This window comes from Cupriavidus sp. CPT47-8839-RL05A (genome assembly GCF_058792255.1).
The window spans coordinates 95,511-117,906 of record NZ_JBYTEG010000019.1; the positions used below are offsets into that span (position 1 = coordinate 95,511).

The 22,396-nt window shown below is 64.0% G+C and carries 35 protein-coding genes; 1 reads left to right on the forward strand and 34 read right to left on the reverse strand.

All coding sequences use genetic code 11. The features are described from left to right. The first annotated feature begins 8 nt into the window (after positions 1-8). A complete protein-coding gene (locus AC3WVS_RS22585; RefSeq protein WP_492320434.1) occupies positions 9-1,223 on the forward strand; it encodes a magnesium transporter CorA family protein in 1,215 nt (404 codons plus the stop codon). Between the two features lie 25 nt (positions 1,224-1,248). On the opposite strand, the gene dsbD is transcribed toward AC3WVS_RS22585, so the two are convergent. The 34 genes from dsbD to AC3WVS_RS22755 form a co-directional block, all read right to left on the reverse strand. Continuing rightward, positions 1,249-3,147, reverse strand: coding sequence for a protein-disulfide reductase DsbD (gene dsbD, locus AC3WVS_RS22590; RefSeq protein WP_492320435.1), 1,899 nt, complete (start codon positions 3,145-3,147; stop codon positions 1,249-1,251). Positions 3,148-3,218: 71 nt separating this feature from the next. Then, on the reverse strand, positions 3,219-3,575 hold the full coding sequence (cutA, locus tag AC3WVS_RS22595) for a divalent-cation tolerance protein CutA (protein WP_492320436.1): 357 nt from the start codon (positions 3,573-3,575) through the stop codon (positions 3,219-3,221). 109 nt (positions 3,576-3,684) lie between these two features. Beyond that, on the reverse strand, positions 3,685-4,080 hold the full coding sequence (gene rplQ / locus AC3WVS_RS22600; RefSeq protein ID WP_010812373.1) for a 50S ribosomal protein L17: 396 nt from the start codon (positions 4,078-4,080) through the stop codon (positions 3,685-3,687). A gap of 136 nt (positions 4,081-4,216) precedes the next feature. Next, complete coding sequence (locus AC3WVS_RS22605) at positions 4,217-5,197, reverse strand: DNA-directed RNA polymerase subunit alpha (protein ID WP_010812374.1); 981 nt, start codon at positions 5,195-5,197, stop codon at positions 4,217-4,219. Between the two features lie 167 nt (positions 5,198-5,364). Next, complete coding sequence (gene rpsD / locus AC3WVS_RS22610; RefSeq protein WP_013958240.1) at positions 5,365-5,988, reverse strand: 30S ribosomal protein S4; 624 nt, start codon at positions 5,986-5,988, stop codon at positions 5,365-5,367. A gap of 301 nt (positions 5,989-6,289) precedes the next feature. Continuing rightward, positions 6,290-6,688 carry a 30S ribosomal protein S11 gene (gene rpsK / locus AC3WVS_RS22615; protein WP_010812376.1) on the reverse strand — a complete coding sequence of 133 codons (399 nt, stop codon included), beginning with the start codon at positions 6,686-6,688 and terminating at the stop codon, positions 6,290-6,292. Positions 6,689-6,712: 24 nt separating this feature from the next. Then, complete coding sequence (gene rpsM, locus AC3WVS_RS22620; RefSeq protein ID WP_010812377.1) at positions 6,713-7,078, reverse strand: 30S ribosomal protein S13; 366 nt, start codon at positions 7,076-7,078, stop codon at positions 6,713-6,715. Between the two features lie 19 nt (positions 7,079-7,097). Beyond that, positions 7,098-7,214, reverse strand: coding sequence for a 50S ribosomal protein L36 (rpmJ, locus tag AC3WVS_RS22625; RefSeq protein WP_008642959.1), 117 nt, complete (start codon positions 7,212-7,214; stop codon positions 7,098-7,100). A gap of 30 nt (positions 7,215-7,244) precedes the next feature. Then, positions 7,245-7,463: a translation initiation factor IF-1 gene (gene infA / locus AC3WVS_RS22630; RefSeq protein ID WP_010812378.1), complete on the reverse strand. Its 219-nt coding sequence runs from the start codon at positions 7,461-7,463 to the stop codon at positions 7,245-7,247. A 23-nt stretch (positions 7,464-7,486) separates the two neighbouring features. Beyond that, positions 7,487-8,830, reverse strand: coding sequence for a preprotein translocase subunit SecY (gene secY / locus AC3WVS_RS22635; protein ID WP_010812379.1), 1,344 nt, complete (start codon positions 8,828-8,830; stop codon positions 7,487-7,489). 43 nt (positions 8,831-8,873) lie between these two features. Next, positions 8,874-9,308, reverse strand: coding sequence for a 50S ribosomal protein L15 (gene rplO / locus AC3WVS_RS22640; RefSeq protein ID WP_010812380.1), 435 nt, complete (start codon positions 9,306-9,308; stop codon positions 8,874-8,876). 22 nt (positions 9,309-9,330) lie between these two features. Then, positions 9,331-9,513, reverse strand: a complete 183-nt coding sequence (rpmD, locus tag AC3WVS_RS22645) for a 50S ribosomal protein L30 (RefSeq protein WP_010812381.1) — start codon at positions 9,511-9,513, stop codon at positions 9,331-9,333. A 10-nt stretch (positions 9,514-9,523) separates the two neighbouring features. Beyond that, a complete protein-coding gene (gene rpsE / locus AC3WVS_RS22650; protein ID WP_006160449.1) occupies positions 9,524-10,042 on the reverse strand; it encodes a 30S ribosomal protein S5 in 519 nt (172 codons plus the stop codon). 21 nt (positions 10,043-10,063) lie between these two features. Then, complete coding sequence (gene rplR, locus AC3WVS_RS22655) at positions 10,064-10,420, reverse strand: 50S ribosomal protein L18 (protein WP_010812382.1); 357 nt, start codon at positions 10,418-10,420, stop codon at positions 10,064-10,066. Positions 10,421-10,431: 11 nt separating this feature from the next. Continuing rightward, positions 10,432-10,965: a 50S ribosomal protein L6 gene (gene rplF, locus AC3WVS_RS22660; protein WP_010812383.1), complete on the reverse strand. Its 534-nt coding sequence runs from the start codon at positions 10,963-10,965 to the stop codon at positions 10,432-10,434. A gap of 10 nt (positions 10,966-10,975) precedes the next feature. Further along, positions 10,976-11,371, reverse strand: coding sequence for a 30S ribosomal protein S8 (rpsH, locus tag AC3WVS_RS22665; protein WP_010812384.1), 396 nt, complete (start codon positions 11,369-11,371; stop codon positions 10,976-10,978). 27 nt (positions 11,372-11,398) lie between these two features. Further along, on the reverse strand, positions 11,399-11,704 hold the full coding sequence (rpsN, locus tag AC3WVS_RS22670) for a 30S ribosomal protein S14 (protein WP_010812385.1): 306 nt from the start codon (positions 11,702-11,704) through the stop codon (positions 11,399-11,401). Between the two features lie 9 nt (positions 11,705-11,713). After that, positions 11,714-12,256 (reverse strand): 50S ribosomal protein L5, encoded by a 543-nt coding sequence (rplE, locus tag AC3WVS_RS22675; protein ID WP_010812386.1) that lies wholly within the window; start codon positions 12,254-12,256, stop codon positions 11,714-11,716. Positions 12,257-12,281: 25 nt separating this feature from the next. Continuing rightward, positions 12,282-12,590 (reverse strand): 50S ribosomal protein L24, encoded by a 309-nt coding sequence (rplX, locus tag AC3WVS_RS22680; protein WP_010812387.1) that lies wholly within the window; start codon positions 12,588-12,590, stop codon positions 12,282-12,284. Positions 12,591-12,599: 9 nt separating this feature from the next. Beyond that, positions 12,600-12,968 (reverse strand): 50S ribosomal protein L14, encoded by a 369-nt coding sequence (gene rplN, locus AC3WVS_RS22685; RefSeq protein ID WP_010812388.1) that lies wholly within the window; start codon positions 12,966-12,968, stop codon positions 12,600-12,602. Between the two features lie 279 nt (positions 12,969-13,247). After that, positions 13,248-13,526: a 30S ribosomal protein S17 gene (gene rpsQ, locus AC3WVS_RS22690; RefSeq protein ID WP_492320437.1), complete on the reverse strand. Its 279-nt coding sequence runs from the start codon at positions 13,524-13,526 to the stop codon at positions 13,248-13,250. Further along, positions 13,523-13,717 carry a 50S ribosomal protein L29 gene (rpmC, locus tag AC3WVS_RS22695; protein ID WP_010812390.1) on the reverse strand — a complete coding sequence of 65 codons (195 nt, stop codon included), beginning with the start codon at positions 13,715-13,717 and terminating at the stop codon, positions 13,523-13,525. Before rpmC ends, rpsQ begins: the two co-directional genes overlap by 4 nt. Before the next feature lie 11 nt (positions 13,718-13,728). Further along, the gene (gene rplP / locus AC3WVS_RS22700) at positions 13,729-14,145 is read right to left on the reverse strand and encodes a 50S ribosomal protein L16 (RefSeq protein ID WP_010812391.1); all 417 of its coding nucleotides are present in this window, start codon (positions 14,143-14,145) and stop codon (positions 13,729-13,731) included. A gap of 2 nt (positions 14,146-14,147) precedes the next feature. Further along, entirely contained in the window at positions 14,148-14,945 is a 798-nt protein-coding gene (rpsC, locus tag AC3WVS_RS22705) for a 30S ribosomal protein S3 (RefSeq protein WP_010812392.1), read from the reverse strand. A gap of 9 nt (positions 14,946-14,954) precedes the next feature. Then, positions 14,955-15,284: a 50S ribosomal protein L22 gene (gene rplV / locus AC3WVS_RS22710; protein ID WP_003271370.1), complete on the reverse strand. Its 330-nt coding sequence runs from the start codon at positions 15,282-15,284 to the stop codon at positions 14,955-14,957. 9 nt (positions 15,285-15,293) lie between these two features. Beyond that, positions 15,294-15,569: a 30S ribosomal protein S19 gene (gene rpsS / locus AC3WVS_RS22715; protein ID WP_012354138.1), complete on the reverse strand. Its 276-nt coding sequence runs from the start codon at positions 15,567-15,569 to the stop codon at positions 15,294-15,296. Positions 15,570-15,591: 22 nt separating this feature from the next. Further along, on the reverse strand, positions 15,592-16,422 hold the full coding sequence (gene rplB, locus AC3WVS_RS22720) for a 50S ribosomal protein L2 (RefSeq protein ID WP_029047584.1): 831 nt from the start codon (positions 16,420-16,422) through the stop codon (positions 15,592-15,594). Positions 16,423-16,424: 2 nt separating this feature from the next. After that, entirely contained in the window at positions 16,425-16,739 is a 315-nt protein-coding gene (gene rplW, locus AC3WVS_RS22725) for a 50S ribosomal protein L23 (RefSeq protein WP_006576245.1), read from the reverse strand. Beyond that, positions 16,736-17,356, reverse strand: coding sequence for a 50S ribosomal protein L4 (gene rplD / locus AC3WVS_RS22730; protein WP_022536862.1), 621 nt, complete (start codon positions 17,354-17,356; stop codon positions 16,736-16,738). The genes rplW and rplD overlap by 4 nt, the downstream gene beginning before the upstream one ends. A 12-nt stretch (positions 17,357-17,368) precedes the next feature. After that, positions 17,369-18,019 carry a 50S ribosomal protein L3 gene (rplC, locus tag AC3WVS_RS22735; protein WP_010812397.1) on the reverse strand — a complete coding sequence of 217 codons (651 nt, stop codon included), beginning with the start codon at positions 18,017-18,019 and terminating at the stop codon, positions 17,369-17,371. A gap of 298 nt (positions 18,020-18,317) precedes the next feature. Then, the gene (locus AC3WVS_RS22740; RefSeq protein ID WP_492320438.1) at positions 18,318-18,818 is read right to left on the reverse strand and encodes a flavin reductase family protein; all 501 of its coding nucleotides are present in this window, start codon (positions 18,816-18,818) and stop codon (positions 18,318-18,320) included. Between the two features lies 1 nt (position 18,819). Next, the gene (locus AC3WVS_RS22745; RefSeq protein ID WP_492320439.1) at positions 18,820-20,061 is read right to left on the reverse strand and encodes a styrene monooxygenase/indole monooxygenase family protein; all 1,242 of its coding nucleotides are present in this window, start codon (positions 20,059-20,061) and stop codon (positions 18,820-18,822) included. A 33-nt stretch (positions 20,062-20,094) separates the two neighbouring features. Further along, positions 20,095-20,883: an SDR family oxidoreductase gene (locus AC3WVS_RS22750; RefSeq protein ID WP_010812400.1), complete on the reverse strand. Its 789-nt coding sequence runs from the start codon at positions 20,881-20,883 to the stop codon at positions 20,095-20,097. Between the two features lie 86 nt (positions 20,884-20,969). Next, positions 20,970-22,199, reverse strand: coding sequence for a dienelactone hydrolase family protein (locus AC3WVS_RS22755; RefSeq protein WP_492320440.1), 1,230 nt, complete (start codon positions 22,197-22,199; stop codon positions 20,970-20,972). Positions 22,200-22,396 lie beyond the last annotated feature (197 nt).

Genomic DNA, 22,396 nt, shown 5'->3' on the forward strand with positions numbered 1-22,396 from the left:
GAGCGCCTATGGAACTGCTAGGCTTCTCGGCCAGCCAGGTACACCCGCTCGCCTCGCTCACCGACGCGGGCAACTTCCTCGGCGGCAATGCCGCGTCGCTGTTCGTCTGGGCGGATTTCTCCACCGAGGAAGTCACCGCCGCGCCGGATGCCTGGCGCGAGAGCGTGCGCCAGCTTGCCGGCGCGCCGATCCTGGACCTGCACCTGGCCGACGCCACCAATGCCGCGCATCCGTCGTATTTCGACACGACCAATGCGTACGACATGGTGATCTTCCGCAAGCTCACCTTCGAGACCAGCCGCGCCATCGCCGAGGCCGAGCCGCAGGACCCTGCGGCCGGCACGGCGAAGCCGTCCGCTGCCGAGTCCGCCGCCCGCCAGAAGCGCTATCCGCCCGGCTTCCTCCCGGCACTGGCCAAGATCGACACCCAGCCGGTCACGTTTTTCGTGTTCGACACGGTGCTGGTCACGGTGCGCTCGGGGCAATCGCGCACCGTTGACCAGGTGCGCCAGCGCCTGGTCGAGCTATGCCAGGCACCACGCCCGCAGGCCACGCCCGTGCGCGGCAATGGCCAGCCGCTGCTGCACGGCGTGCGCCCGCCCAGCCGGCCCGAGGACCTGATGCTGCGCCTGCTCAATGCGATGGTCGACCGTTACCTGGAACTGCGCGCGCCGCTGACGCGCCAGCTCGACCGCTGGCAGCGCGCGCTGCTCAATTCGCGCCGCAGCTTCTCAAGCTGGGAGGGACTGCTGGATGCCCGCATCCAGCTGCGCAAGCTGGAGCACCTGAGCGAAGAGCAACGCGACGCGCTGCAGGAATTCCGCGACAGCCTGCTCGACAACCGCTACAGCAGCGACCAGCCCGGCGGCCCGGCCAATGCGCCGGGGCGTGACGAGGTGCTGCTGGTGCGCATCAACGACGTGATGGAGCATATCCAGCGCGTGCTGGCGCACGCGCGCCGGCTGGAGGATTCGATCGAGTCGGCGGTGCAGATCCACTTCTCCGCCGTGGCGCACCGGACCAACCGCACCATGCGCGCGCTGACGCTGATCACGGCGCTGTTCATGCCGCTGACACTGATCACCGGTGTCTTCGGTATGAACTTCGACCGCATGCCCTGGCTGCGCGAGCCGCACGGGTTCTGGTGGTCGATCGGCCTGATGGGCGCCGTGGCGCTGGGGCTGGCCGCGCTGTGGGCGCTGGGGCGGCGGCTGGAACGGTAGCCGCAGCGCAGCACCAAGGTACGCCTCAGGTGCTGGTACGCGTGCCGAAGGCCCGCTCCAGGCTTTCCAGGAAGCGGTTGGCCGACTGGTAGCCGATCACGCGCACCGGGCGCTCGCGCCCGTCAGGCCCGAACAGGATGATGCCGGGCGGCCCGAACAGGCCGAAGCGCTTGAGCAGCGCCTTGTCGTCGGCATTGTTGGCGGTCACGTCCGCTTGCAGCAGCACGATCTCGGACAGCCGCGCGCGCACGCGCGGATCGACGAAGGTCATGCGCTCCATTTCCTTGCAGCTGACGCACCAGTCGGCGTAGAAATCCAGCAGCACCGGCTTGCCTGCGGCGGCGGCCTGCGCCACGCGGGCATCGAGCTCGGCCACGCTGCGCACGCGCTCGAAGCGCACCGCCTGCGCGCCGGCAGCGCCTTCTGCGCCACCGCGTCCCACGCTCAGGTGCGACAGCGGCTGCAGCGGATCGCGCCCGCCCGAGGCCACGCCGATCAGCACGATGGCCGCTGCGATCGCGAACAGCACGCCCACGCCCTTGCCCACCCGCGCCAGGTTGCGCGGATCCGGGCCCAGGCCGTCAAAGGCGCCCAGGAACACCGCCGCCACCAGCAGCAGCGCCGCCAGCGCCAGCATCGAGGCCCAGGCCGGCAGCACCGGCCCCAGCATCCACAGCGCCACGCCCAGCAGCAGGAAGCCGAAGAAGCGCTTGGTGACCTCCATCCAGCGCCCGGCCCGCGGCAGCAGGTTGCCCGCGCCCACGCCCACCAGCACCAGCGGCACGCCCATGCCGAGCGCCATGGCGAACAGCGCCGCGCCGCCGATCACGGCATCGCGGGATTGCGCGATATAGGCCAGCGCCCCGGCCAGCGGCGCAGTGACGCAGGGCCCGACGATCAGCGCCGAAATCGCGCCCATCGCCGCCGCACCCGCCACCTGGCCGCCCTGGCGGCGGTTCGACGATTCGGTCAGGCGGGTCTGCCAGCGCTGCGGCAGTTGCAGCTCGTACAGCCCGAACATCGACAGCGCCAGCGCCACCATCAGCGCCGCGAACAGGCCCAGCACCCACGGTGTCTGCAGCGCGGCCGACAGGCCCTCGCCCAGCAGCCCGGCAGCCACGCCGACCGCGGTGTACACCACCGCCATGCCCAGCACGTAGGCCAGCGACACCACCAGCGCACGGCCGCGCGTGACATGCTCGCCTACGACGATCGAGGACAGGATCGGCACCATCGGCAGCACGCACGGGGTGAACGTCAGCAGCAGGCCCAGCCCGAAGAACAGCGCGGCGATCAGGGCCAAGTTGCGGCTCGCCAGCGCGCCGGCGATGCGGTCGCTGTCGTCGGCGCGCAGCACCGCGGGAGCGGCTGGCGCAGGGGCAGGCACGGCCGCCGGCGCATCCGAGCGCCCGCGCTTGCCGAACAGGTCGGCAAGCCCGCTGCCGCCGACCTTGTACACGCTCTCCATCGGCGGATAGCACAGGCCCTTGTCGGCGCAGCCCTGCGAGGTGACCGTCAGCGACCACTTGCCGTCGGCCGGCGCCGCCTCCACCGGCACGCGGATGACCACGCTGTCGCGGTAGGTCTCCATCTCCTTGCCGAAGGTCTCGTCGAACTTGACCTTGCCGGGCGGATACGCCGGCGTTCCCAGTTTCACGTCGGCGGGTTGCGCGGCAAAGGCGAAGCGCTCGCGGTACATGTAGTAGCCGGGGGCAACCTCGAAGCGCACCTCGACCGTCTTGTCGTCAAGCTGGCTCGCGGCGAAGCGGAAGGCCTGCTCCGGCGGCAGGAAGTCGTCTTCGGTGGCGGCATGCACGCCGCCCGCCAGGCACACCCAGGCCAATGCCGCCAGCAGCGCTGCGGCAATATGCCGCGCCCAGTCCTGCCCGAGCGCGCGCTCCGGAAGTGCCAAACCAATGGTCATCTCGCTGTTTCCTGTCTGTCTTGAACTGGGGGGCCGGCGTACCTGCTGCTGCGCTGCGGGCGCGGTTGCCCCTACTTTGCCGGCGCTGAGGCGGTCTCGGTCTCGCTACGGACCCAGGCCAGGTACGGCGCGTAACCAGCCGTCACCGGCCACGCTATGAGTTCCGGCACGTCGTAGGGGTGATGTTGCCGGATCACGGCCTCCAGCGCAGCGTAACGTGCACGCGTGGTCTTGATCAGCAGCGGCCACTCCTGCGCGCGCTCCAGCTTGCCCTGCCACCAGTACTCGGACTCGACCGGCGCCAGGCGGTTCACGCAGGCGGCGGCGCGCGCCTGCAGCACTACCTGCGACAGGTGCGCGGCAGTCTCGGCATCGGGGGCATTGGTGATCACGACGATCACCTCGGCCGGGTCGGTATGACTTTGCATCGACACTCTCCTTGCGGCGTCCCAAAAACAAAAGAGCCAGGCGGATGCCTGGCTCGATTGTAAAGCGGTGTGCCCGGACCCGTCGCAGCGACGGGTCGGGAAACCAACCTTATTCCGCGGCTTCTTCAGCCGGGGCTTCGGTGATTTCCGGACGATCCACCAGTTCGACCAGCGCCATCGGCGCATTGTCGCCCTGACGGAAACCGAACTTCAGGATGCGGGTGTAGCCGCCCGGACGGGTGGCGTAGCGCGGGCCCAGTTCGGTGAACAGCTTGGTGACCATGTCGCGGTCGCGCAGGCGGGCGAAAGCCAGGCGGCGGTTGGCAACGGTGTCCTTCTTGGCCAGCGTGATCAGCGGCTCGACAACCTTGCGCAGTTCCTTGGCCTTGGGCACGGTGGTCTTGATCAGCTCGTGCTGGAACAGCGAGTTGGACATGTTGCGCAGCATCGCGAGACGGTGCGACGAGGTGCGGTTCAGTTTCCGCAGACCATGACGGTGACGCATGATGATTCCTTTCAGTTAAGTGTTTGACCAGCTCTTCTATCGTCCGATGCGGCTGGACGCGGGCCGGTAGTCATACGAGCCCTGGCACGAAGCCAGGGCGGTTACCGCGGTGCGGGACCAATGCCCCGCGCCACAATTACTTCTCCAGACCTGCGGGCGGCCAGTTCTCGAGCTTCATGCCGAGGGTCAGGCCACGCGAGGCGAGGACTTCCTTGATCTCGTTGAGCGACTTGCGACCCAGGTTAGGAGTCTTGAGCAGTTCGTTCTCGGTACGCTGGATCAGGTCGCCGATGTAGTAGATGTTCTCGGCCTTCAGGCAGTTGGCCGAACGCACCGTCAGTTCCAGGTCGTCGACCGGGCGCAGCAGGATCGGGTCGATCTGCGGCGTACGGCTCGATGCAGCTTCGGCTGCCGACTCGGTGCCTTCCAGCGCTGCGAACACGGACAGCTGGTCGACCAGGATACGGGCCGACTGGCGGATCGCTTCCTCGGGCGAGATCACGCCGTCGGTTTCGATGTTCATCACCAGCTTGTCCAGGTCGGTACGCTGTTCCACGCGAGCGGATTCAACCGCGTACGAGACGCGGCGCACCGGCGAGAACGAGGCGTCCAGCACGATGCGGCCGATGACCTTGCCCGACTCGTCGCCGAACTTGCGCACGTTGCCCGGCACATAGCCGCGGCCTTGCTCGACCTTGATCTGCATGTCCAGCTTGCCGCCGGCCGACAGATGGGCGATCACGTGGTTCGGGTTGATGATCTCGACGTCGTGCGGCAGCTCGATATCGGCAGCCGTGACCACACCTTCGCCATCCTTGCGCAGCGACACCGTGACTTCGTCGCGGTTGTGCAGCTTGAACACCACGCCCTTCAGATTGAGCAGCAGGTTGACGACGTCTTCCTGCACGCCGTCGATGGTGGAATACTCGTGGACCACCCCAGCGATCGTGACTTCGGTCGGTGCATAACCGACCATCGACGACAGCAGCACGCGACGCAGGGCGTTACCGAGCGTATGGCCGTAGCCGCGCTCGAACGGCTCCATCACGACTTTGGCGTGATGGTCGCCCAGAGGCTCGACGGCGATGATTTTTGGCTTGAGGAGTGCTGTTTGCATTAGGTTGTCCTTTTCAATACCCTCGGCTCGTTACACCGATAAGGCTGACGTTTGGAACCTGAAAATCCCATCGCGAGATGGGCGAAGCCCGACCGCGCGTACAGCGCGTCGGGCTGGAAGGGAAGCTTTGCGGCGAACGCAAGCTCTGGGCCGTTCCGCTCGCGTGATTAACGCGAGTACAGTTCGACGATCAGGCTTTCGTTGATGTCGCCCGAGATATCGGCGCGATCCGGCACTTGCTTGAAGGTGCCTTCGAACTTCTTCGAATCCACGGCCACCCAGGTCGGGAAGCCCGACTGCTCGGCCAGCGACAGCGATTCAGCGATACGGACTTGCTTCTTCGACTGTTCGCGGATGGTGACGACGTCGCCAGACTTGATCTGGGCCGACGGCACGTTCAGGGTCTGACCGTTCACCAGAATCGCCTTGTGCGACACCAGCTGGCGCGCTTCAGCGCGGGTCGAGCCAAAGCCCATGCGGTACACGACGTTGTCCAGGCGCGATTCCAGCAGTTGCAGCAGGTTTTCGCCGGTGTTGCCCTTGCGGCGGTCGGCTTCGGCGAAGTAGCGGCGGAACTGGCGCTCGAGCACACCGTAGATGCGCTTGACCTTCTGCTTTTCACGCAGCTGGTTGCCATAGTCGGAGGTGCGTGCACCCGAGGTGCGGCCGTGCTGGCCCGGCTTGCTGTCCAGCTTGCACTTGTCGGCGAGCGAGCGACGGGCGCTCTTCAGGAACAGGTCGGTGCCTTCACGGCGGGAAAGTTTGGCCTTCGGGCCGGTATAACGTGCCACGTTGTCTTCCTTTGATCGATCGCGACGCCTTCAAGACGCGCCGCGAGTCCGTCAACGCAGTACCTCCGCAGTGCATTTCTGCACCCGGGAGACCGTGACGGACGGTGGGCTTATTAAGCGCGTCCCGTTGCCGGTACGACGCTGCAAGCATTTACGGTGCGCCGGCATGGGAATGTGCCGTAAGAGACATTCCCTCGACGCAAAACGAAAACCTGCCGCATTAAAATGCAGCAGGTCAACGCGCGATATTACCATATCCGAAACCGGCAGGTAAACCCACCGGGCCCGGACACACCAACGCTCAGATGCGGCGGCGCTTCGGCGGACGGCAGCCGTTGTGCGGAATCGGCGTGACGTCTTCGATGATCGCGATCTTGATGCCCAGCGCGTTCAGCGCGCGGACAGCCGATTCACGACCCGGGCCGGGGCCCTTGATGCGCACTTCCAGGTTCTTGATGCCCTGGTCTTGCGCCACGCGGCCGGCGTTCTCGGCAGCAACCTGGGCAGCGAACGGGGTCGACTTGCGCGAACCCTTGAAGCCCTGGCCACCGGCGGTCGCCCACGACAGGGCGTTGCCCTGGCGGTCGGTGATCGTGATGATGGTGTTGTTGAACGAGGCGTGGACGTGCGCAATGCCGTCGGCAACGTTCTTCTTGACCTTTTTACGCGCGCGAGCGGCGTTATTCGGACCTTTTGCCATTAGTTTCTTCCTCTGCCTTCGGCTTTACTTCTTCAGAGCCACGCCGGCCTTGCGCGGACCCTTGCGGGTGCGGGCATTGGTCCGGGTACGCTGACCGCGCATGGGCAGGCCCTTGCGGTGACGCATGCCACGATAGCAACCAAGGTCCATCAGACGCTTGATGTTCATCGTGGTTTCACGACGCAGGTCACCCTCGACCGTGACCTTGCCCACTTCGTCACGAAGCTTTTCCAGGTCGGCGTCGGTCAGATCCTTGACCTTCTTGTCAAACGGTACACCGGTGGCCTCGCAAATCTTGCGAGCGCGCGAGCGGCCGACACCATAAATGGCCGTCAGGCCGATTTCGGTGTGCTTGTGGTTCGGGATGTTAACCCCTGCGATACGTGCCATTCGTCAATCCTCTTTCCGATTAGCCTTGGCGTTGCTTGTGGCGGGGATCCGACGAGCAGATCACGCGCACGACACCGTTGCGCTTGATGATTTTGCAGTTGCGGCAAATGCGCTTAACAGAAGCCAGCACTTTCATAATTTTCCTCTTCCTTCAATTCCTGTTCGCTCACTTCGTCCGGAAGACGATTCGTGCGCGCGACAGATCATATGGGGTCAGCTCGACCGTCACCTTGTCACCCGGAAGAATCCGGATGTAGTTCATTCGCATCTTGCCGGAGATATGGCCCAGTACTACATGGCCATTTTCCAACTTGACCCGGAACGTCGCATTGGGAAGGTTTTCCAGGACCTCCCCCTGCATCTGGATGACGTCGTCTTTTGCCATACCTAGCCTGTACCGATCCGAAGTCAGCGCAAGGTCAGATTACCCTTGAAATTCGCCTTCTTCAGCAGCGACTCATATTGCTGCGACATCACGTAAGACTGAACCTGAGCCATGAAGTCCATCGTGACGACCACGATGATCAGCAGCGAGGTTCCGCCAAAGTAGAACGGAACGTTCCACCGCAGCACCAGGAATTCCGGCAACAGGCAGACCAGTGTGATATAGACCGCACCAGCCAGCGTCAGGCGCACCAGAATCTTGTCGATATAGCGCGTCGTCTGCTCGCCCGGACGAATGCCCGGAATGAAGGCACCGCTTTTCTTCAGGTTGTCTGCCACTTCACGGCTGTTGTACACCAGGGCCGTGTAGAAGAAGCAGAAAAATACAATCGCAGCAGCGTACAGCAGGATGTAGACCGGCTGGCCCGGCGACAGCGTGGCAGCCAGGTCCTTGATGAACCCGCCAACCGAACCCGTCGCGTCGGACGTGAACCAGCCCGCGATCGTCGCCGGGAACAGGATGATCGACGATGCGAAGATCGGCGGAATCACCCCTGCCATGTTCAGCTTCAGCGGCAGGTGCGACGACTGGCCGCCGTACACCTTGTTGCCGACCTGACGCTTGGCATAGTTCACCAGGATCTTGCGCTGGCCCCGCTCGACGAACACCACGGCGAAGGTCACACCGATCACGATCGCCACGATGAAGATCGCCGCGATGATGCTCATGGAACCCGTGCGGACCAGTTCGAACAGTCCGCCGATCGCGTTGGGCAGGCCCGCCGCGATACCGCCGAAGATGATGATCGAGATGCCGTTGCCCAGACCACGCTCGGTGATCTGCTCACCCAGCCACATCAGGAACATCGTGCCGGTCACCAGCGTAATCACTGCCGTGGCCCGGAACATCAGGCCCGGATCCAGCACCAGCCCAGGCTGCGACTCCAGCGCCACCGCAATCGACAACGCCTGGAACGTGGCCAGGACCACGGTGCCGTAGCGCGTGTACTGCGTGATCTTGCGTTGCCCTGCCTGCCCTTCCTTCTTCAGCGCCTCCAGCTGCGGCAGCACGATCGTCAGCAACTGCATGATGATCGACGCCGAGATGTACGGCATGATGCCGAGCGCGAAGACGGTAAAGCGCGACAGCGCCCCGCCCGAGAACAGGTTGAACATCCCGAGGATGCCACCCGACTGACTCTGGAAAAGCTTCGCAAGCTGCTCCGGATCGATACCGGGCACCGGAATATGAGCGCCGATGCGGTACACGATCAGGGCCAGCACCAGGAACATCAGCCGGCGCTTGAGGTCGCCGTACTTCGCCGTGTTCCTGGCTTGCGCGCTTGCATTGGGTTTCGCCGTGGCCAAACGATGCTCCGACTATAACTGCCTATGCTGCGATAAATGCCTGTCAGGCTGCGATCTGGCCGCCGGCGGCTTCGATCGCGGCCTTGGCGCCAGCGGTGGCGCCCAGACCCTTGATCGTCACCTTGCGGGTCAGTTCGCCAGCCTTAATGACCTTGGCGCTCTTGACCAGCTCGCCCACCAGGCCAGCTTGCTTCAGGACCAGCAGGTCGACTTCGGCCGCTTCCAGGCGCTCGATGTCACGCAGCGTGACTTCGGCGTTGAACGCCTTGGTCAGCGAGGTGAAGCCGCGCTTGGGCAGGCGACGATACAGCGGCATCTGACCGCCTTCGAAGCCCACCTTGTGGAAGCCGCCCGAACGCGACTTCTGACCCTTGTGGCCGCGACCGGCAGTCTTGCCCAGGCCGGAGCCGATACCGCGGCCGACGCGACGCTTGGCGTGCTTCGAACCGGCGGCCGGTTTCAGGTTGTTCAGTTGCATCTTGCTCTCCGAGTTCCCGGTATCAGGCCAGAACCTTGACCAGGTACGAGACCTTGTTGATCATGCCGCGCACAGCGGGCGTGTCCTGCAGCTCCGACACCGAGTTGATGCGGCGCAGGCCCAGGCCACGAACAGTGGCGCGATGATCCTCGCGCGTGCCGATCAGGCTGCGCACGAGTTGCACTTTTACGGTTTTCTGCGACATTGCGTTCACCTTAACCCAGGATGTCTTCGACCGACTTGCCACGCTTGGCGGCGATTTCGCCCGGCGTGCTCATCTTCTGAAGGCCGTCCAGCGTGGCGCGAACCATGTTGTACGGGTTGGTGGAGCCGTGCGACTTGGTCACCACGTTGGTGACGCCCATCACTTCGAAGATCGCGCGCATCGGGCCGCCGGCGATCACGCCGGTACCTTCCTTGGCGGGCATCATCAGCACCTTGGCGGCGCCGTGCTTGCCAACGACTTCGTGTTGCAGCGTGCCGTTCTTCAGCGAGACCTTGACCATCTTGCGACGGGCTTCGTCCATTGCCTTCTGAACAGCAACCGGCACTTCCTTGGCCTTGCCCTTGCCCATGCCGATGCGGCCATCGCCGTCACCAACCACGGTCAGCGCAGCGAAACCGAGAATCCGGCCACCCTTCACCACCTTGGTGACGCGGTTGACCGAGATCATCTTCTCGCGGAGGCCGTCGTCGCGTTCGTCCTGTTGGACTTTTGCTTGCATCTTTGCCATGACGTATCTCTCTCTATGCGCTTAGAACTTCAGGCCGGCTTCGCGAGCGGCGTCTGCCAGGGCCTTGACGCGGCCATGGAAACGGAAGCCGGCGCGATCGAACGCGACAGTTTCCACGCCGGCAGCCTTCGCCTTCTCGGCGATGCGCTTGCCAACCACGGTGGCGGCAGCGGCGGTAGCGCCCTTGCCATCCAGTTCCTTGCGCACTTCCACCTCGGCGGTCGACGCGGAAGCCAGCACCTTGGTGCCGCACTCCGAGAAAACCTGGGCGTAAATATGCGAATTCGTACGGAACACGGTCAGACGATTGACTTTCATCTCCGCGATCTTGGCGCGGGTCTGACGTGCACGGCGCAAACGAGCGTCTTTCTTGTTCATCATTGCACCCCTTACTTCTTCTTGGTTTCCTTCAGGATGACGCGCTCGTCCGAGTAACGCACACCCTTGCCCTTGTAGGGCTCAGGCGGGCGGTACGCGCGGACTTCCGCGGCAACCTGACCGACTTTCTGCTTGTCCGCACCCTTGATGATGATCTCGGTCTGCGTCGGCGTTTCCGCCTTCACGCCTTCCGGCATCTCATGGATCACGTCGTGCGAGAAACCAAGCTGGAGCTTCAGCGCAGCGCCTTGCAGCTGGGCACGATAGCCCACGCCGACGAGGTTCAGCTTGCGCTCGAAACCGGTGGTTACGCCCTTGACCATGTTGGCCACCAGAGCACGCATGGTGCCCTGCAGAGCATTTGCTTCACGCGATTCGTCAGCCGGGCTGAAGGTCAGCGTGTCGTTTTCGACATTGACCTTGACCAGGCTGTGAATCGGCTGCGACAGCGTACCGAGCGGGCCCTTTACGGAGAGCACGCCAGCCGCCACGTTCACTTCCGCGCCCTTGGGGAGCGCGATGGGAGCCTTACCTACACGGGACATGGTTCTCTCCTTAAGCGACGTAGCAGAGAACTTCGCCGCCCACGCCAGTGGCGCGAGCCTTGCGGTCGGTCATCAGACCCTGCGGGGTCGAAATGATCGCCACACCCAGGCCGTTCATCACTTGCGGGATGTCGCTGCGGCCCTTGTACACGCGCAGGCCGGGCTTCGAGACGCGCTCAATGCGCTCGATGACCGGACGGCCGGCGTAGTACTTGAGACCGATGCTCAGTTGTGCCTTGCCGCCATCTTCCTGGACGGCGTAGTCGTCGATGTAGCCTTCGTCCTTCAGGACCTTGGCGATTGCCACTTTCAGCTTCGACGACGGCATGACAACCGACGCTTTCTGCACGCCCTGGGCGTTGCGGATGCGCGTCAGCATATCGGCGATAGGATCGCTCATGCTCATACTGTTTCTCCTGTAGCCTGTGCGTAATTACCAGCTGGCTTTCGTCAGACCCGGGATTTCGCCCTTGAAGGCGATTTCGCGGATCTTGTTACGCGCCAGGCCAAACTTGCGGAAGGTACCGCGGGGACGACCGGTGATCGCGCAGCGGTTACGCTGGCGGGTCGGGTTCGCGTTGCGCGGGAGCTGTTGCAGCTCGAGACGCGCGCTGTAACGCTCTTCTTCCGACTTCTCTTGGTCGTCGATAATGGCCTTGAGGTTGGCGCGCTTGGCGGCATACTTCGCCACCAGCTTGGCGCGCTTCTTCTCACGTTCAATCAGAGCCAGTTTAGCCACGGTTACCCCTTAATTGCGGAACGGGAACTTGAACGCACCGAGGAGTGCCTTGGCTTCCTCGTCGTTCTTTGCCGTCGTCGTGATGCTGATGTTCAGACCACGCAGTGCGTCGATCTTGTCGTACTCGATTTCGGGGAAAATGATCTGCTCTTTCACACCGATGTTGTAGTTGCCACGACCGTCGAACGACCGGCCCGACACACCACGGAAGTCACGCACGCGCGGCAGGGCCACGGTAACGAAACGATCGAGGAATTCGAACATGCGCTCGCCGCGCAGGGTCACCATCGCACCGATGGGGTAGCCCTGACGGATCTTGAAGCCGGCGATAGCCTTCTTGGCCTTCGTCACGACCGGCTTCTGACCGGCGATCTTGGTCAGGTCGCCGACGGCGTTCTCAATGATCTTCTTGTCATTGATGGCTTCGCCAAGACCCATGTTCAGGGTGATCTTGGTGATGCGCGGCACTTCCATGACCGACTTGTAGCCGAACTGTTCGATCAGCTTCGGCACAACCTGTTCTTTGTAAAACTCTTGCAGACGTGCTGCCATGCTCAACTCCTATACGTGCCCAGAATCAAGCTGCCACGACGGCGCCGGTGGTCTTCAGCACGCGCACGCGCTTGCCGTCTTCCACCTTGATGCCGACGCGCGACGGCTTGCCATTGGCATCCACGAGCGCAACGTTGGAAATATGCAGGGGCATGACCTTGTCGACCACACCACCGGTAGTGCCCAGCATCGGGTTCGGGCGGGCATGCTTCTTGGCGATGTTCACGCCTTGCACCGCAACCTTGTCGCCCAGGACAGCTTGCACGGTACCGCGCTTGCCCTTGTCCTTGCCGGTCAGCACAATGACTTCGTCGCCTTTGCGAATCTTGTTCATGGCGGCTCCTTACAGCACTTCCGGAGCGAGCGACACGATCTTCATGAAGCGCTCGGTACGGAGTTCACGAGTCACCGGCCCGAAGATACGGGTGCCGATCGGCTCGAGCTTGTTGTTCAGCAGGACGGCGGCGTTGCCGTCGAACTTGATCAGCGAACCGTCAGCGCGGCGCACGCCCTTGGCGGTACGCACGACGACGGCGTTGTAGATGTCGCCCTTCTTCACGCGACCGCGCGGCGCTGCGTCCTTGACGGTCACCTTGATGATGTCGCCAACGCTTGCGTAGCGGCGCTTGGAGCCACCCAGCACCTTGATGCACAGCACTTCGCGCGCACCAGTGTTATCGGCTACTTCGAGCCGGCTTTCTGTCTGAATCATGGTGTTTGTCTTCCCAACTTAATCCGTCAGGTGCAAAAAGCGCCCATCGGTCAGTCTTGGTCCCGTCGGCTCCGGCATTGCGCCAGCTCCGTATGGGTTGATCAACTTTGAAGTCGGTAGGAACCAGGCGATCTCAACTATTTGTTGAGGGCGCTCGGTCCTGGCTCGCTTCACAGGCCCGCCCGGGTGGTAATGCAAAGGCGAACGCAACAAAGCGGAAGTCCAGGATTATAGCTACATAATCCTGGACTTGCAAGTCAAGCTAAGAACGTGTTGTTCTTAGATGACGCGTGCAGCCTCTACCAGCCGGGAAACCACCCAGGACTTGGTCCGCGACAGCGGACGGCCTTCCTGGATCTCGACCTTGTCGCCTTCCTTGTACTGGTTGGTTTCGTCGTGTGCGTGGTACTTCTTCGAACGCAGCACGTACTTGCCGTACAGAGGATGCTTGACGCGGTTTTCCACCAAGACCGTAACGGTCTTGTCCATCTTGTCGCTCACGACACGGCCGACCAGGGTACGGCGAAGCGACTTTTCCGTTTGTGCAGCTTCAGTCATTTCGCGTTTGCCTTTTGAGTCAGCACGGTTTGCACACGCGCGATGTCCTTGCGAACCTTCTTCAGCTGGCTGGTGTTCTGCAGCTGTTGGGTCGCCTTTTGCATGCGCAGGCTAAATTGGGCCTTCAGCAGCTCGGAGAGCTCCTGGTTCAGCCCGGCGGCGTCCTTGCCGCGAAGTTCGGATGCTTTCATCCCTGCTCTCCTTACGTCCCGACCTGGCGCACCACGAAATTGGTGGCGATCGGCAGCTTGGCGGCCGCGAGGCGGAACGCCTCACGTGCCAGGTCTTCGCTCACGCCATCCATTTCGTACAGCATCTTACCCGGCTGGATTTCAGCCACGTAGTACTCCGGATTGCCCTTACCGTTACCCATACGGACTTCGGCAGGCTTCTTCGAGATCGGCTTGTCCGGGAAAATCCGGATCCAGATGCGGCCGCCACGCTTGATGTGGCGGGTCATCGCACGACGTGCCGACTCGATCTGACGAGCGGTCAGGCGGCCACGGCCCATGGCCTTCAGGCCGAATTCGCCGAAAGACACGGCGTTACCACGGGTAGCCTTACCCGTGTTGCGGCCTTTCTGCTCCTTGCGGTATTTTCTGCGCTTCGGTTGCAGCATCGTTATTCTCCACTCTTCGCATCTGCGCCAGGCGCAGCGCGGCGACCGGCACCGGCACCGCCGCGGCGGTTGCCACCCGGACGGCCTTCGCCTTCACGGCGGCGGCCTTCCGGACGACCCGGGCGACGACGACGGTCGTCCTGCGGCTCTTCCACCACCGGCGCGTCATTGCGGCCGAGGTGATCCCCCTTGTAGACCCACACCTTGACACCGATGATGCCGTAGGTGGTTTCTGCTTCGGAGAAGCCGTAGTCGATGTCGGCGCGCAGGGTGTGCAGGGGCACACGGCCTTCGCGGTACCACTCGGTACGTGCGATTTCGATACCGTTCAGACGGCCGGCGCTCATGATCTTGATACCCTGGGCGCCCAGGCGCATCGCGTTCTGCATGGCGCGCTTCATGGCGCGGCGGAACATGATGCGGCGCTCGAGCTGCTGGGTGATCGAATCGGCGATCAGCTGAGCATCGGTTTCCGGCTTGCGGATTTCCTCGATGTTCACGTGCACGGGCACGCCCATGCGACGCTGCAGTTCGGCCTTCAGCAGTTCGATGTCCTCACCCTTCTTGCCGATCACCACGCCCGGACGCGAGCTGTAAATGGTGATACGGGCATTGCGGGCGGGGCGCTCGATCACGACGCGGCCAACCGATGCGTTCTTCAGCTTCTTCTTCAGGAAGTCGCGAACTTCGATGTCTTCCTTCAGCATGCCGGCGAACTTCGTGTTGCTGGCGTACCAGCGCGAAGCCCAGTTACGGCTGACAGCCAGACGGAAGCCAGTCGGATGAATCTTCTGTCCCATCGTGACTCCTTAGTTGCCGAGCGTCACAGTGATGTGACAGGTTTGTTTCTCGATGCGGTTGCCGCGGCCCTTTGCCCGTGCCGTGAAGCGCTTGAGCGAGGTTGCCTTGTCGACGTAGATCGATTTGACCTTGAGTTCGTCGATGTCGGCGCCTTCGTTGTGCTCGGCGTTGGCGATGGCCGATTCGACCACCTTCTTCACGATCCCGGCAGCCTTTTTCGGGCTGAACGTCAGGACGTTGAGCGCGCGCTCGATCGGCAGACCACGGATCTGGTCAGCGACCAGACGCGTCTTCTGGGCGGAGATGCGGGCACCGCGATGAATCGCTTTCACTTCCATGATGGCACCTTACCTCTTCGCTTTCTTGTCAGCCGCGTGGCCCTTGAACGTGCGGGTAATCGCAAATTCGCCGAGCTTGTGGCCAACCATGTTTTCCGTAACGTACACCGGCACGTGTTGACGGCCGTTGTGGACGGCGATCGTCAGGCCGATGAACTCCGGCAGAATGGTCGAGCGGCGCGACCACGTCTTGATGGGCTTCTTGTCCTTGCCGCTCGTTGCAACTTCCACCTTCTTCAGCAGGTGGGCGTCGCAGAACGGACCCTTTTTAGCGGAACGAGTCATATCTTTAGCTCCTACCTACCGATTAACGCTTGTGGCGCTTCTGGACGATCATGCTGTCCGTGCGCTTGTTGCTGCGGGTACGGTAACCCTTGGTCGGGGTACCCCACGGCGACACCGGATCGCGGCCAGCAGCGGTCTTGCCCTCGCCACCACCGTGCGGGTGGTCGACCGGGTTCATCACAACGCCGCGGACCGTCGGGCGGATACCGCGCCAGCGGGTCGCACCGGCCTTGCCGATGACGCGCAGGCTGTGCTCTTCGTTGCCGACTTCACCAACGGTGGCGCGGCACTCGATGTGCACGCGGCGCACTTCGCCGGAGCGCAGGCGAACCTGGGCGTACAGGCCTTCGCGGGCCAGCAGCACGGCGGAACCGCCTGCAGCGCGGGCGATCTGGGCGCCCTTGCCCGGCAGCATTTCCACGTTGTTGATCGTGGTACCGACCGGAATGTTGCGGATCGGCAGGTTGTTGCCAGCCTTGATCGGCGCTTCCGAGCCATTCAGCAGCGATTGGCCGGCAACCATGCCCTTGGTGGCGATGATGTAGCGGCGCTCGCCGTCGGCGAACACGACCAGCGCGATGTTGGCGCTGCGGTTCGGATCGTATTCCAGGCGCTCGACCTTGGCGGGGATGCCGTCCTTGTCGTTGCGCTTGAAATCGACCACGCGGTAGTGGTGCTTATGACCACCGCCCTTGTGGCGGGTGGTGATATGACCATTGTTGTTACGGCCCGACTTCTGGAATTGCTTTTCCAGCAGCGGAGCGTGCGGGGCGCCCTTGTGAAGGTCCTTGTTGACGACCTTCACCATCGAGCGACGACCCGGGGAAGTCGGCTTGGTCTTGACGAGTGCCATGATTACTTGGCCTCCGCTTCAAAATTGATTTCCTGACCCGGCTTCAGCGACACGTAAGCTTTCTTCACGTGGTTGCGACGGCCCATGAAACGGCCGAAGCGCTTCTGCTTGCCCTTCTGGTTCAGGATCTGAACGGACTGCACCTCGACCTTGAACAGCAGTTCGACGGCGGCCTTCACTTCTGCCTTGTTGGCATCGCGAGCCACTTCGAACACGACTTGTTCATTCTTGTCGGCGACCAGGGTTGCCTTTTCGGAAACCACCGGCGCGAGCAGCACCTGCATCAAACGATGATCGTTCTTGGCTACTTGCGTCATTTCAGCAACTCCTCGATCTGCGCGACGGCCGCCTTGGTCACCAGCACCTTCTTGTAGTGCACGAGCGACAGCGGGTCAGCCTGGCGCGGCTCGACAACTGCCACGTGCGGCAGGTTGCGCGAAGCCAGGTAGAGGTTTTCGTCGAGGCTGTCGGTGATGATCAGCACCGAGTCCAGGCCCATGGCCTTGAACTTGTCGGCCAAGAGCTTGGTCTTGGGCGCATCGACAGTGAAACCGTCCACCACGTTGATACGACCTTCACGTGCGAGCTGCGAGTAAATCGAGCGCATGCCGGCACGGAACATCTTCTTGTTGACCTTCTGGCTGAAGTTCTCTTCCGGCGAATTCGGGAAGATACGGCCGCCCCCGCGCCACAGCGGCGAGGAAGACATACCGGCACGAGCACGGCCCGTACCCTTCTGGCGCCACGGCTTCTTGGTCGTGTGCTTGACCTCTTCACGATCCTTCTGCTTGCGGTTACCGCTGCGCGCGTTGGCCTGGTAAGCGACGACGATCTGGTGAACGAGGGCTTCGTTGTAGTCACGGCCGAACACTTCGGGCGACGCGTCAACGCCGGCGCCGATCTGGCCATTGTCCTGGAGGAGCTTGAGTTCCATTACATGCGCTCCTTAAGCTTTGGCTTTGGCCTTGACGGCCGGGGTAACGATGACCTTGCCGTTCTTGGAGCCGGGGATGGCGCCCTTGACCAGCAGCAGCTTGCGCTCTGCGTCGATCTTGGCGATTTCCAGGTTCTGCACGGTGCGGGTGACATCGCCCAGGTGACCGGTCATGCGCTTGCCCGGGAACACGCGGCCCGGATCCTGCGCCATACCGATCGAGCCCGGCACGTTGTGCGAGCGCGAGTTACCGTGGGTGGCACGGCCGGAGGCGAAGTGATAGCGCTTGATGGTACCGGCGTAGCCCTTACCGATGGTCACGCCCTGCACGTCGATCTTCTGACCGACTTCGAACAGGTCGACCGACAGCGAACCGCCAGCTTGCAGTTCGGCAGCCTTGGCTGCATCGATACGGAATTCGCGGATGATTTCGCCGGCTTCCACGCCGGCTTTGGCGAGATGACCCGCCAGCGGCTTGGTAACGCGGCTTGCGCGTCGTGCGCCGAAGGTGACTTGAACCGCGGTATAACCGTCGGTCTCGTCCGTCTTGATTTGCGTCACGCGGTTGTCGCCGACCTCGACCACGGTAACGGGAATTGCTTCACCGTCGTCCGTGAAAATACGGGTCATGCCAACCTTGCGACCTACAAGGCCAAGGCTCATGGTTTGCTCCATTCCCAGCTGCGATTGGCCGGGGCTGATTGATACACGAAAACTGTGTTTGCTGTGGGCTTGCGCTAAAGAAGACTGCGCGCGGCCAAAGTGGCCAGCCCACTACCCGAGGAAACGGGTAGCCTTACACTATATCGCAGCGGTTTGGAAAGGGCAATATGAATTGCGGATTCGCCCGCAGGGTTGTAGGCAGGCGCGCCGCAGTAGTGGCGCTTGCGTGGCTTGGAGTGTGGTGTGGAGGCGACGGCTGGTAGTTGAAGTGCCGTGAAGCGCATCCGGGGATGGTTGCTCAGGCGGCGAGGCGGACGAAATCGCCGCCATAGAATACCAGCGGTTCGCCCTCCCCTGCCTCGAATGCCTCGACGGCGCCGACGATCAGCAGGTGATCGCCTACCGGGTCGGCCCGCTCCACGCGGCAGGCCAGGGTCGCCAGCGCCTCGTCCAGGTAGGGCACGCCGCGCTCGCAGCGCCCGTGGGCGACGCCCGCGAACTTGTCCGCCGCCGGCGTGGCGAAGCGGCGCGCCAGTTCGCCATGGCCGGCACGCAGGATGCTGACGCCGAAAGGCGCGCCGGGCACGAACAGGCCCGCATTCGGCGAGTGCAGCGCCAGGCTCCACAAGATCAGCGGCGGCGCCAGCGACAGCGAGGCAAACGAGTTCACCGTCAAGCCGACGGGCCGGCCCCGCGCCCCGCAGGCGCCGATAACGGCCACGCCAGTGGCATAGCGGCCGCAAACCCGGCGCAGTTCGCGGGGATCATGGACGGAAGTGGCAGGCGTGGCGGCGTGCATGTCAGGCGGCCTCGGCAACGTACTGGTTGATCAGCTGGTGGCAGGCCTGTGGATCCAGCCACCACGGGAAATAGTCCGGCGGATTGTCGAAGCCGTTGGCGATGCGCGCGGCCAGTGCCGGCGCCTGCCCCGCGGCGCCCAGCAGCGCCAGGATATGCGGCGGCGGCGGGGTCAGCAGCGAGTTGGTCCACGCCACCACATCGCCCGCGTACTGCCAGTACTGGTCGAAGGTGCGCTCCATCCAGTCCTGGTCGAAGGGCTGGTCGCCGCGTGCCAGGATCGCATCGAGATAAACCTTGCAGCATTTGGCGGCGTTGTTCGAACCCTGCCCCGTGATCGGGTCGTTGACCACCACGGCATCGGCCATGCCGAACACCTGCCGCCCGGACGGCAGCGTCAGCACCGGCTTGCGCACCGTTGGCGCAAAGCGCCCGGCAAGGGTGCCGTTGTCGTCGGTCAGCGCGACCCGCTCGCAGCGCTCGGCCTCCCATGGCAGGTAGGTCTGCAGGATGCGCAGGCTTTCGGCCAGGTGCTGCGCCGGCGTGCGCGCCTCGGCCCAGCGGTCCATCGGGCCGCCCGGGATGCCTTCGAACACCATGATCTCGCACGGCCCCGACAGCGTCAGCGCGGGGAAGACGAAGTACTCACCCACGCCCGGGATCAGGTTGAAGCAAACCCGTGAGAACGGCGTGCGCGGCTGCATGCCGGTCACATAGGTCAGCGCCAGCGCGCGCTGCGGCTTGTCGAACGGGCTGCGGGAGGCATCGCGCTCGAAGCGGCTGACGATCTCGCCCTTGCCGGCGGCCAGCAGCACCAGGTCATGCTCGCGGGTCAGGTCCTCCAGTTCATCCAGGCCGACATCGGCGATGCGCAGGTCGCCGCCGCGTGCAACGAAGGCCTCCATCCACGCGGGCATCTTCAGGCGCTGGTCCACCGCCTGCGCCGGGCGGTCCAGCGGCGCGGCCCAGTCGATCGAGCGGGCACCGGCCTGCTCGGGATGCGGCACGGCCAGGCCGATGCCCTCCACCGGCGGGCAGGCATCGTCCCACCAGTTCAGCCCGAGCTCGCGCTCGGCCTGCAGCGCGCGGTCGAACATGCACTGGCTGGACATGACTTTCCCGCCGCGGATCTGCTCGGGGGTCCGGTTGGACAGCAGCGTGACCCGGTAGCCGTTGGCTTGCAGCCCGAGGGCCATTTGCAGGCCCGACTGGCCGGCTCCGACGATGGCGATGCATTGGCTCATGATGTTTTCTCCTGAAGGGTCGTTCGACGGCGTTCAGCCGGCCAGCTTGCCGATGGCGGGCACGTTCTGCTCCGGCCCCATGGCGGAATAGCCGCCGTCGACGGCATAGTCGGCACCGGTGACGAAGCTGGCATGGTCGGAACAGAGGAAGAGCACCACCTGGGCCACCTCGTCGGGCTCGCCGACGCGGCCCAGCAAGTGGAACGGCGCGGCCACCGCATCGGTGCGGGCACGGTTGCCGCCGCTGACCTCGTCCATCAGCCGGCACCAGGTCCAGCCCGGCGACACCGCGTTGACGCGGATGCGGTCCGGCGCCAGGTCCATCGCCATGCTGCGCGTCAGCTGCGCGATGGCGGCTTTCGACACCGGGTAGAGCCAGCGCCCGGTCTGCGCCACGTTGGCAGAGATGCTGGTGAAATTGACGATCGCACCGCCGCCGCGCGCCCGCATATGCGGGTGCACCGCCTGCGCCAGCATCACGCCCGACACCACGTTGACGTCGAGCGCCGCCAGCCAGTCGGCACGATTCGAGCGGAAGCCGTCATCGAGATAGGTGCAGGCCAGGTTGACCAGGCAGTCCACGCCGCCAAAGCGCTGCACCACCTGCGCCACGGCATCGCGAACCTGCTCGTCACGCGTGATGTCGGTGGCGATGAAGAGCGCGTTCGCCCCCAGCTGCGCGGCCACGCGCTCGCCATTGGCGGCATCGATGTCGAAGATCGCGACGCGCGCGCCGGCCTCGACAAAGGCCCGCGCCACGCCGGCGCCGATCAGCGTGGCGCCGCCGGTGACAATGGCGACCTTGCCCTGCAGTCCTTTCATGCTTGTCTCCTGTGCCGGCAACAGCCGGCGATGGTTGCGGGCGGGCCTCTGCGGGGCCCGTTCCGGATCGATGCCGCGGGCGCAGCCTACTTGCCTTCGCTCTGCTGCCAGCGCGCCATCAGTGTGTTCGACGGCAGGGTCTCGTCCAGCAGCTTGCGCGCGGTCTCCACGCCCGCGACCGGCAAACCCGCCGGGTCCAGCTTGCCGATCTGCACCAGCACGCTGGCCTGGTCCCAGTAGATATGCTCGTGGTACAGCTTGTCGCCGCGGAACTTGACGATGGCGATCAGCGGGATCTCCACGCGCTTGCCGGTGGGCGGCACGCCGGGCAGCATCCAGTCGATCTCGCAGCTATGCGTGAAGCAGAACAGCATCTCGTCGACGATCTGCGTGGCCCCGACCGTGCGCGACAGCGGGATCAGCGTGGTGTCGGGCGGATTGCTGTGCACGAAATGGTGCTGGTAGAAGCGCCGCAGCTGCGCGTAGCCGACCCCGCCGGTCATGGTCGGGATATGGTTCACATAGGGCTGCGGCACCATCGTCGCCATGGTGGCGTCGACATCGCGGGTGGCAAATTCGTATTCGCAGTGCTTGTCCCACAGCGCGGAGAAATCGTAGTGCGGACCCATTTCACCGCGCAGCGCCGCGATCGAGCGCTGGTGCGCCATCAGCGCCGAGGGCTTGTCGAAGTGCTCGCCACCGGTGCGGGCAAAGGCATGGTCGACGCCGGCGTAGACGTAGACCTCGATGTTCTCGCGCCCGGCCAGGGCTGCGCGGATCGCAGCCTGCGCCTGCGGCGGGCAGAAGCCGTCTTTCTCGGCGATATGCAGCACCAGGCGGCCGCGCACGCTGGCGGCTTCGCCCAGCGCGTGCTCGATGCCCACGCCGTAGTACGCCACCGCGCAGGCCACGTCGGGCAGCCGGCAGGCCGCCAGGTAGGCCAGCTTGCCGCCCAGGCAGAAGCCCAGCACGCTGGTCTGGCCGACGCATTCCGGCCGCGCACGCAGCGCTTCAAGCGCGGCGCCCACATCCTGCACGCCCGCGGCTTCGTCGAACTGCTGGTACAGGCCCAGCGCCCGCTGGAAGTCCTCGCCGCGGTCGGTCAGCTCGATCCCGGGCGCGATGCGCCAGAACAGGTCGGGCACCAGCACCGTATAGCCCTCCTCGGCGTAGTAGTCCGCCACCTGCCGCATGGTCGCATTGACGCCGAAGATCTCCTGGCACAACACGATGCCCGGGCCCTTGCCTGCCGCCGGGATGGCGAGATAACCGCTGAAACTGCCTTCGGGGGTCTGGATCTGGATGGTCTGGCCCATGGCCTGCGCTCCTTGTCGTTCTCTTTCCGGTGTCTGATGGGACTGCCGTGCTGGCCTCCATAATGGTGGCTCCGCACCGCAGCAAACTAGCCGCTGGGCGCAGCGGCTATCCGATTAGTGCAGGAAACTTCGGACTCGGTCAACGCCGTAGCGCTGACAGCGAGGTCATCCGCTATAGTGGATCGCGTGGGAAACCG

Coding starts and splice junctions, on each gene's coding strand:
- rplR (WP_010812382.1), bottom strand. CDS start 10,420: ATGAACAAGAAAGACGCTCGTTTGCGCCGTGCACGTCAGACCCGCGCC.
- rplD (WP_022536862.1), bottom strand. CDS start 17,356: ATGGAACTCAAGCTCCTCCAGGACAATGGCCAGATCGGCGCCGGCGTT.
- rpsE (WP_006160449.1), bottom strand. CDS start 10,042: ATGGCAAAGATGCAAGCAAAAGTCCAACAGGACGAACGCGACGACGGC.
- rplP (WP_010812391.1), bottom strand. CDS start 14,145: ATGCTGCAACCGAAGCGCAGAAAATACCGCAAGGAGCAGAAAGGCCGC.
- infA (WP_010812378.1), bottom strand. CDS start 7,463: ATGGCAAAAGACGACGTCATCCAGATGCAGGGGGAGGTCCTGGAAAAC.
- rpsC (WP_010812392.1), bottom strand. CDS start 14,945: ATGGGACAGAAGATTCATCCGACTGGCTTCCGTCTGGCTGTCAGCCGT.
- rpsH (WP_010812384.1), bottom strand. CDS start 11,371: ATGAGCATGAGCGATCCTATCGCCGATATGCTGACGCGCATCCGCAAC.
- AC3WVS_RS22585 (WP_492320434.1), top strand. CDS start 9: ATGGAACTGCTAGGCTTCTCGGCCAGCCAGGTACACCCGCTCGCCTCG.
- rpmC (WP_010812390.1), bottom strand. CDS start 13,717: ATGAAAGCATCCGAACTTCGCGGCAAGGACGCCGCCGGGCTGAACCAG.
- rpsK (WP_010812376.1), bottom strand. CDS start 6,688: ATGGCAAAAGGTCCGAATAACGCCGCTCGCGCGCGTAAAAAGGTCAAG.
- rplF (WP_010812383.1), bottom strand. CDS start 10,965: ATGTCCCGTGTAGGTAAGGCTCCCATCGCGCTCCCCAAGGGCGCGGAA.
- rplQ (WP_010812373.1), bottom strand. CDS start 4,080: ATGCGTCACCGTCATGGTCTGCGGAAACTGAACCGCACCTCGTCGCAC.
- AC3WVS_RS22750 (WP_010812400.1), bottom strand. CDS start 20,883: ATGAAAGGACTGCAGGGCAAGGTCGCCATTGTCACCGGCGGCGCCACG.
- rplV (WP_003271370.1), bottom strand. CDS start 15,284: ATGGAAGTGAAAGCGATTCATCGCGGTGCCCGCATCTCCGCCCAGAAG.
- rplC (WP_010812397.1), bottom strand. CDS start 18,019: ATGAGCCTTGGCCTTGTAGGTCGCAAGGTTGGCATGACCCGTATTTTC.
- rplX (WP_010812387.1), bottom strand. CDS start 12,590: ATGAACAAGATTCGCAAAGGCGACGAAGTCATTGTGCTGACCGGCAAG.
- rplW (WP_006576245.1), bottom strand. CDS start 16,739: ATGACGCAAGTAGCCAAGAACGATCATCGTTTGATGCAGGTGCTGCTC.
- rpmJ (WP_008642959.1), bottom strand. CDS start 7,214: ATGAAAGTGCTGGCTTCTGTTAAGCGCATTTGCCGCAACTGCAAAATC.
- AC3WVS_RS22755 (WP_492320440.1), bottom strand. CDS start 22,199: ATGGGCCAGACCATCCAGATCCAGACCCCCGAAGGCAGTTTCAGCGGT.
- rplN (WP_010812388.1), bottom strand. CDS start 12,968: ATGATTCAGACAGAAAGCCGGCTCGAAGTAGCCGATAACACTGGTGCG.
- rpsM (WP_010812377.1), bottom strand. CDS start 7,078: ATGGCACGTATCGCAGGGGTTAACATCCCGAACCACAAGCACACCGAA.
- AC3WVS_RS22605 (WP_010812374.1), bottom strand. CDS start 5,197: ATGCAAACAGCACTCCTCAAGCCAAAAATCATCGCCGTCGAGCCTCTG.
- rpmD (WP_010812381.1), bottom strand. CDS start 9,513: ATGTCGCAGAAAACCGTAAAAGTGCAACTCGTGCGCAGCCTGATCGGC.
- rpsS (WP_012354138.1), bottom strand. CDS start 15,569: ATGACTCGTTCCGCTAAAAAGGGTCCGTTCTGCGACGCCCACCTGCTG.
- AC3WVS_RS22745 (WP_492320439.1), bottom strand. CDS start 20,061: ATGAGCCAATGCATCGCCATCGTCGGAGCCGGCCAGTCGGGCCTGCAA.
- rplE (WP_010812386.1), bottom strand. CDS start 12,256: ATGGCAGCACGTCTGCAAGAGTTTTACAAAGAACAGGTTGTGCCGAAG.
- rplB (WP_029047584.1), bottom strand. CDS start 16,422: ATGGCACTCGTCAAGACCAAGCCGACTTCCCCGGGTCGTCGCTCGATG.
- AC3WVS_RS22740 (WP_492320438.1), bottom strand. CDS start 18,818: ATGCACGCCGCCACGCCTGCCACTTCCGTCCATGATCCCCGCGAACTG.
- dsbD (WP_492320435.1), bottom strand. CDS start 3,147: ATGACCATTGGTTTGGCACTTCCGGAGCGCGCGCTCGGGCAGGACTGG.
- rpsQ (WP_492320437.1), bottom strand. CDS start 13,526: ATGACTGAAGCTGCACAAACGGAAAAGTCGCTTCGCCGTACCCTGGTC.
- cutA (WP_492320436.1), bottom strand. CDS start 3,575: ATGCAAAGTCATACCGACCCGGCCGAGGTGATCGTCGTGATCACCAAT.
- rplO (WP_010812380.1), bottom strand. CDS start 9,308: ATGCAACTGAACAACCTGAAACCGGCCGCCGGTTCGAAGCACGCCAAG.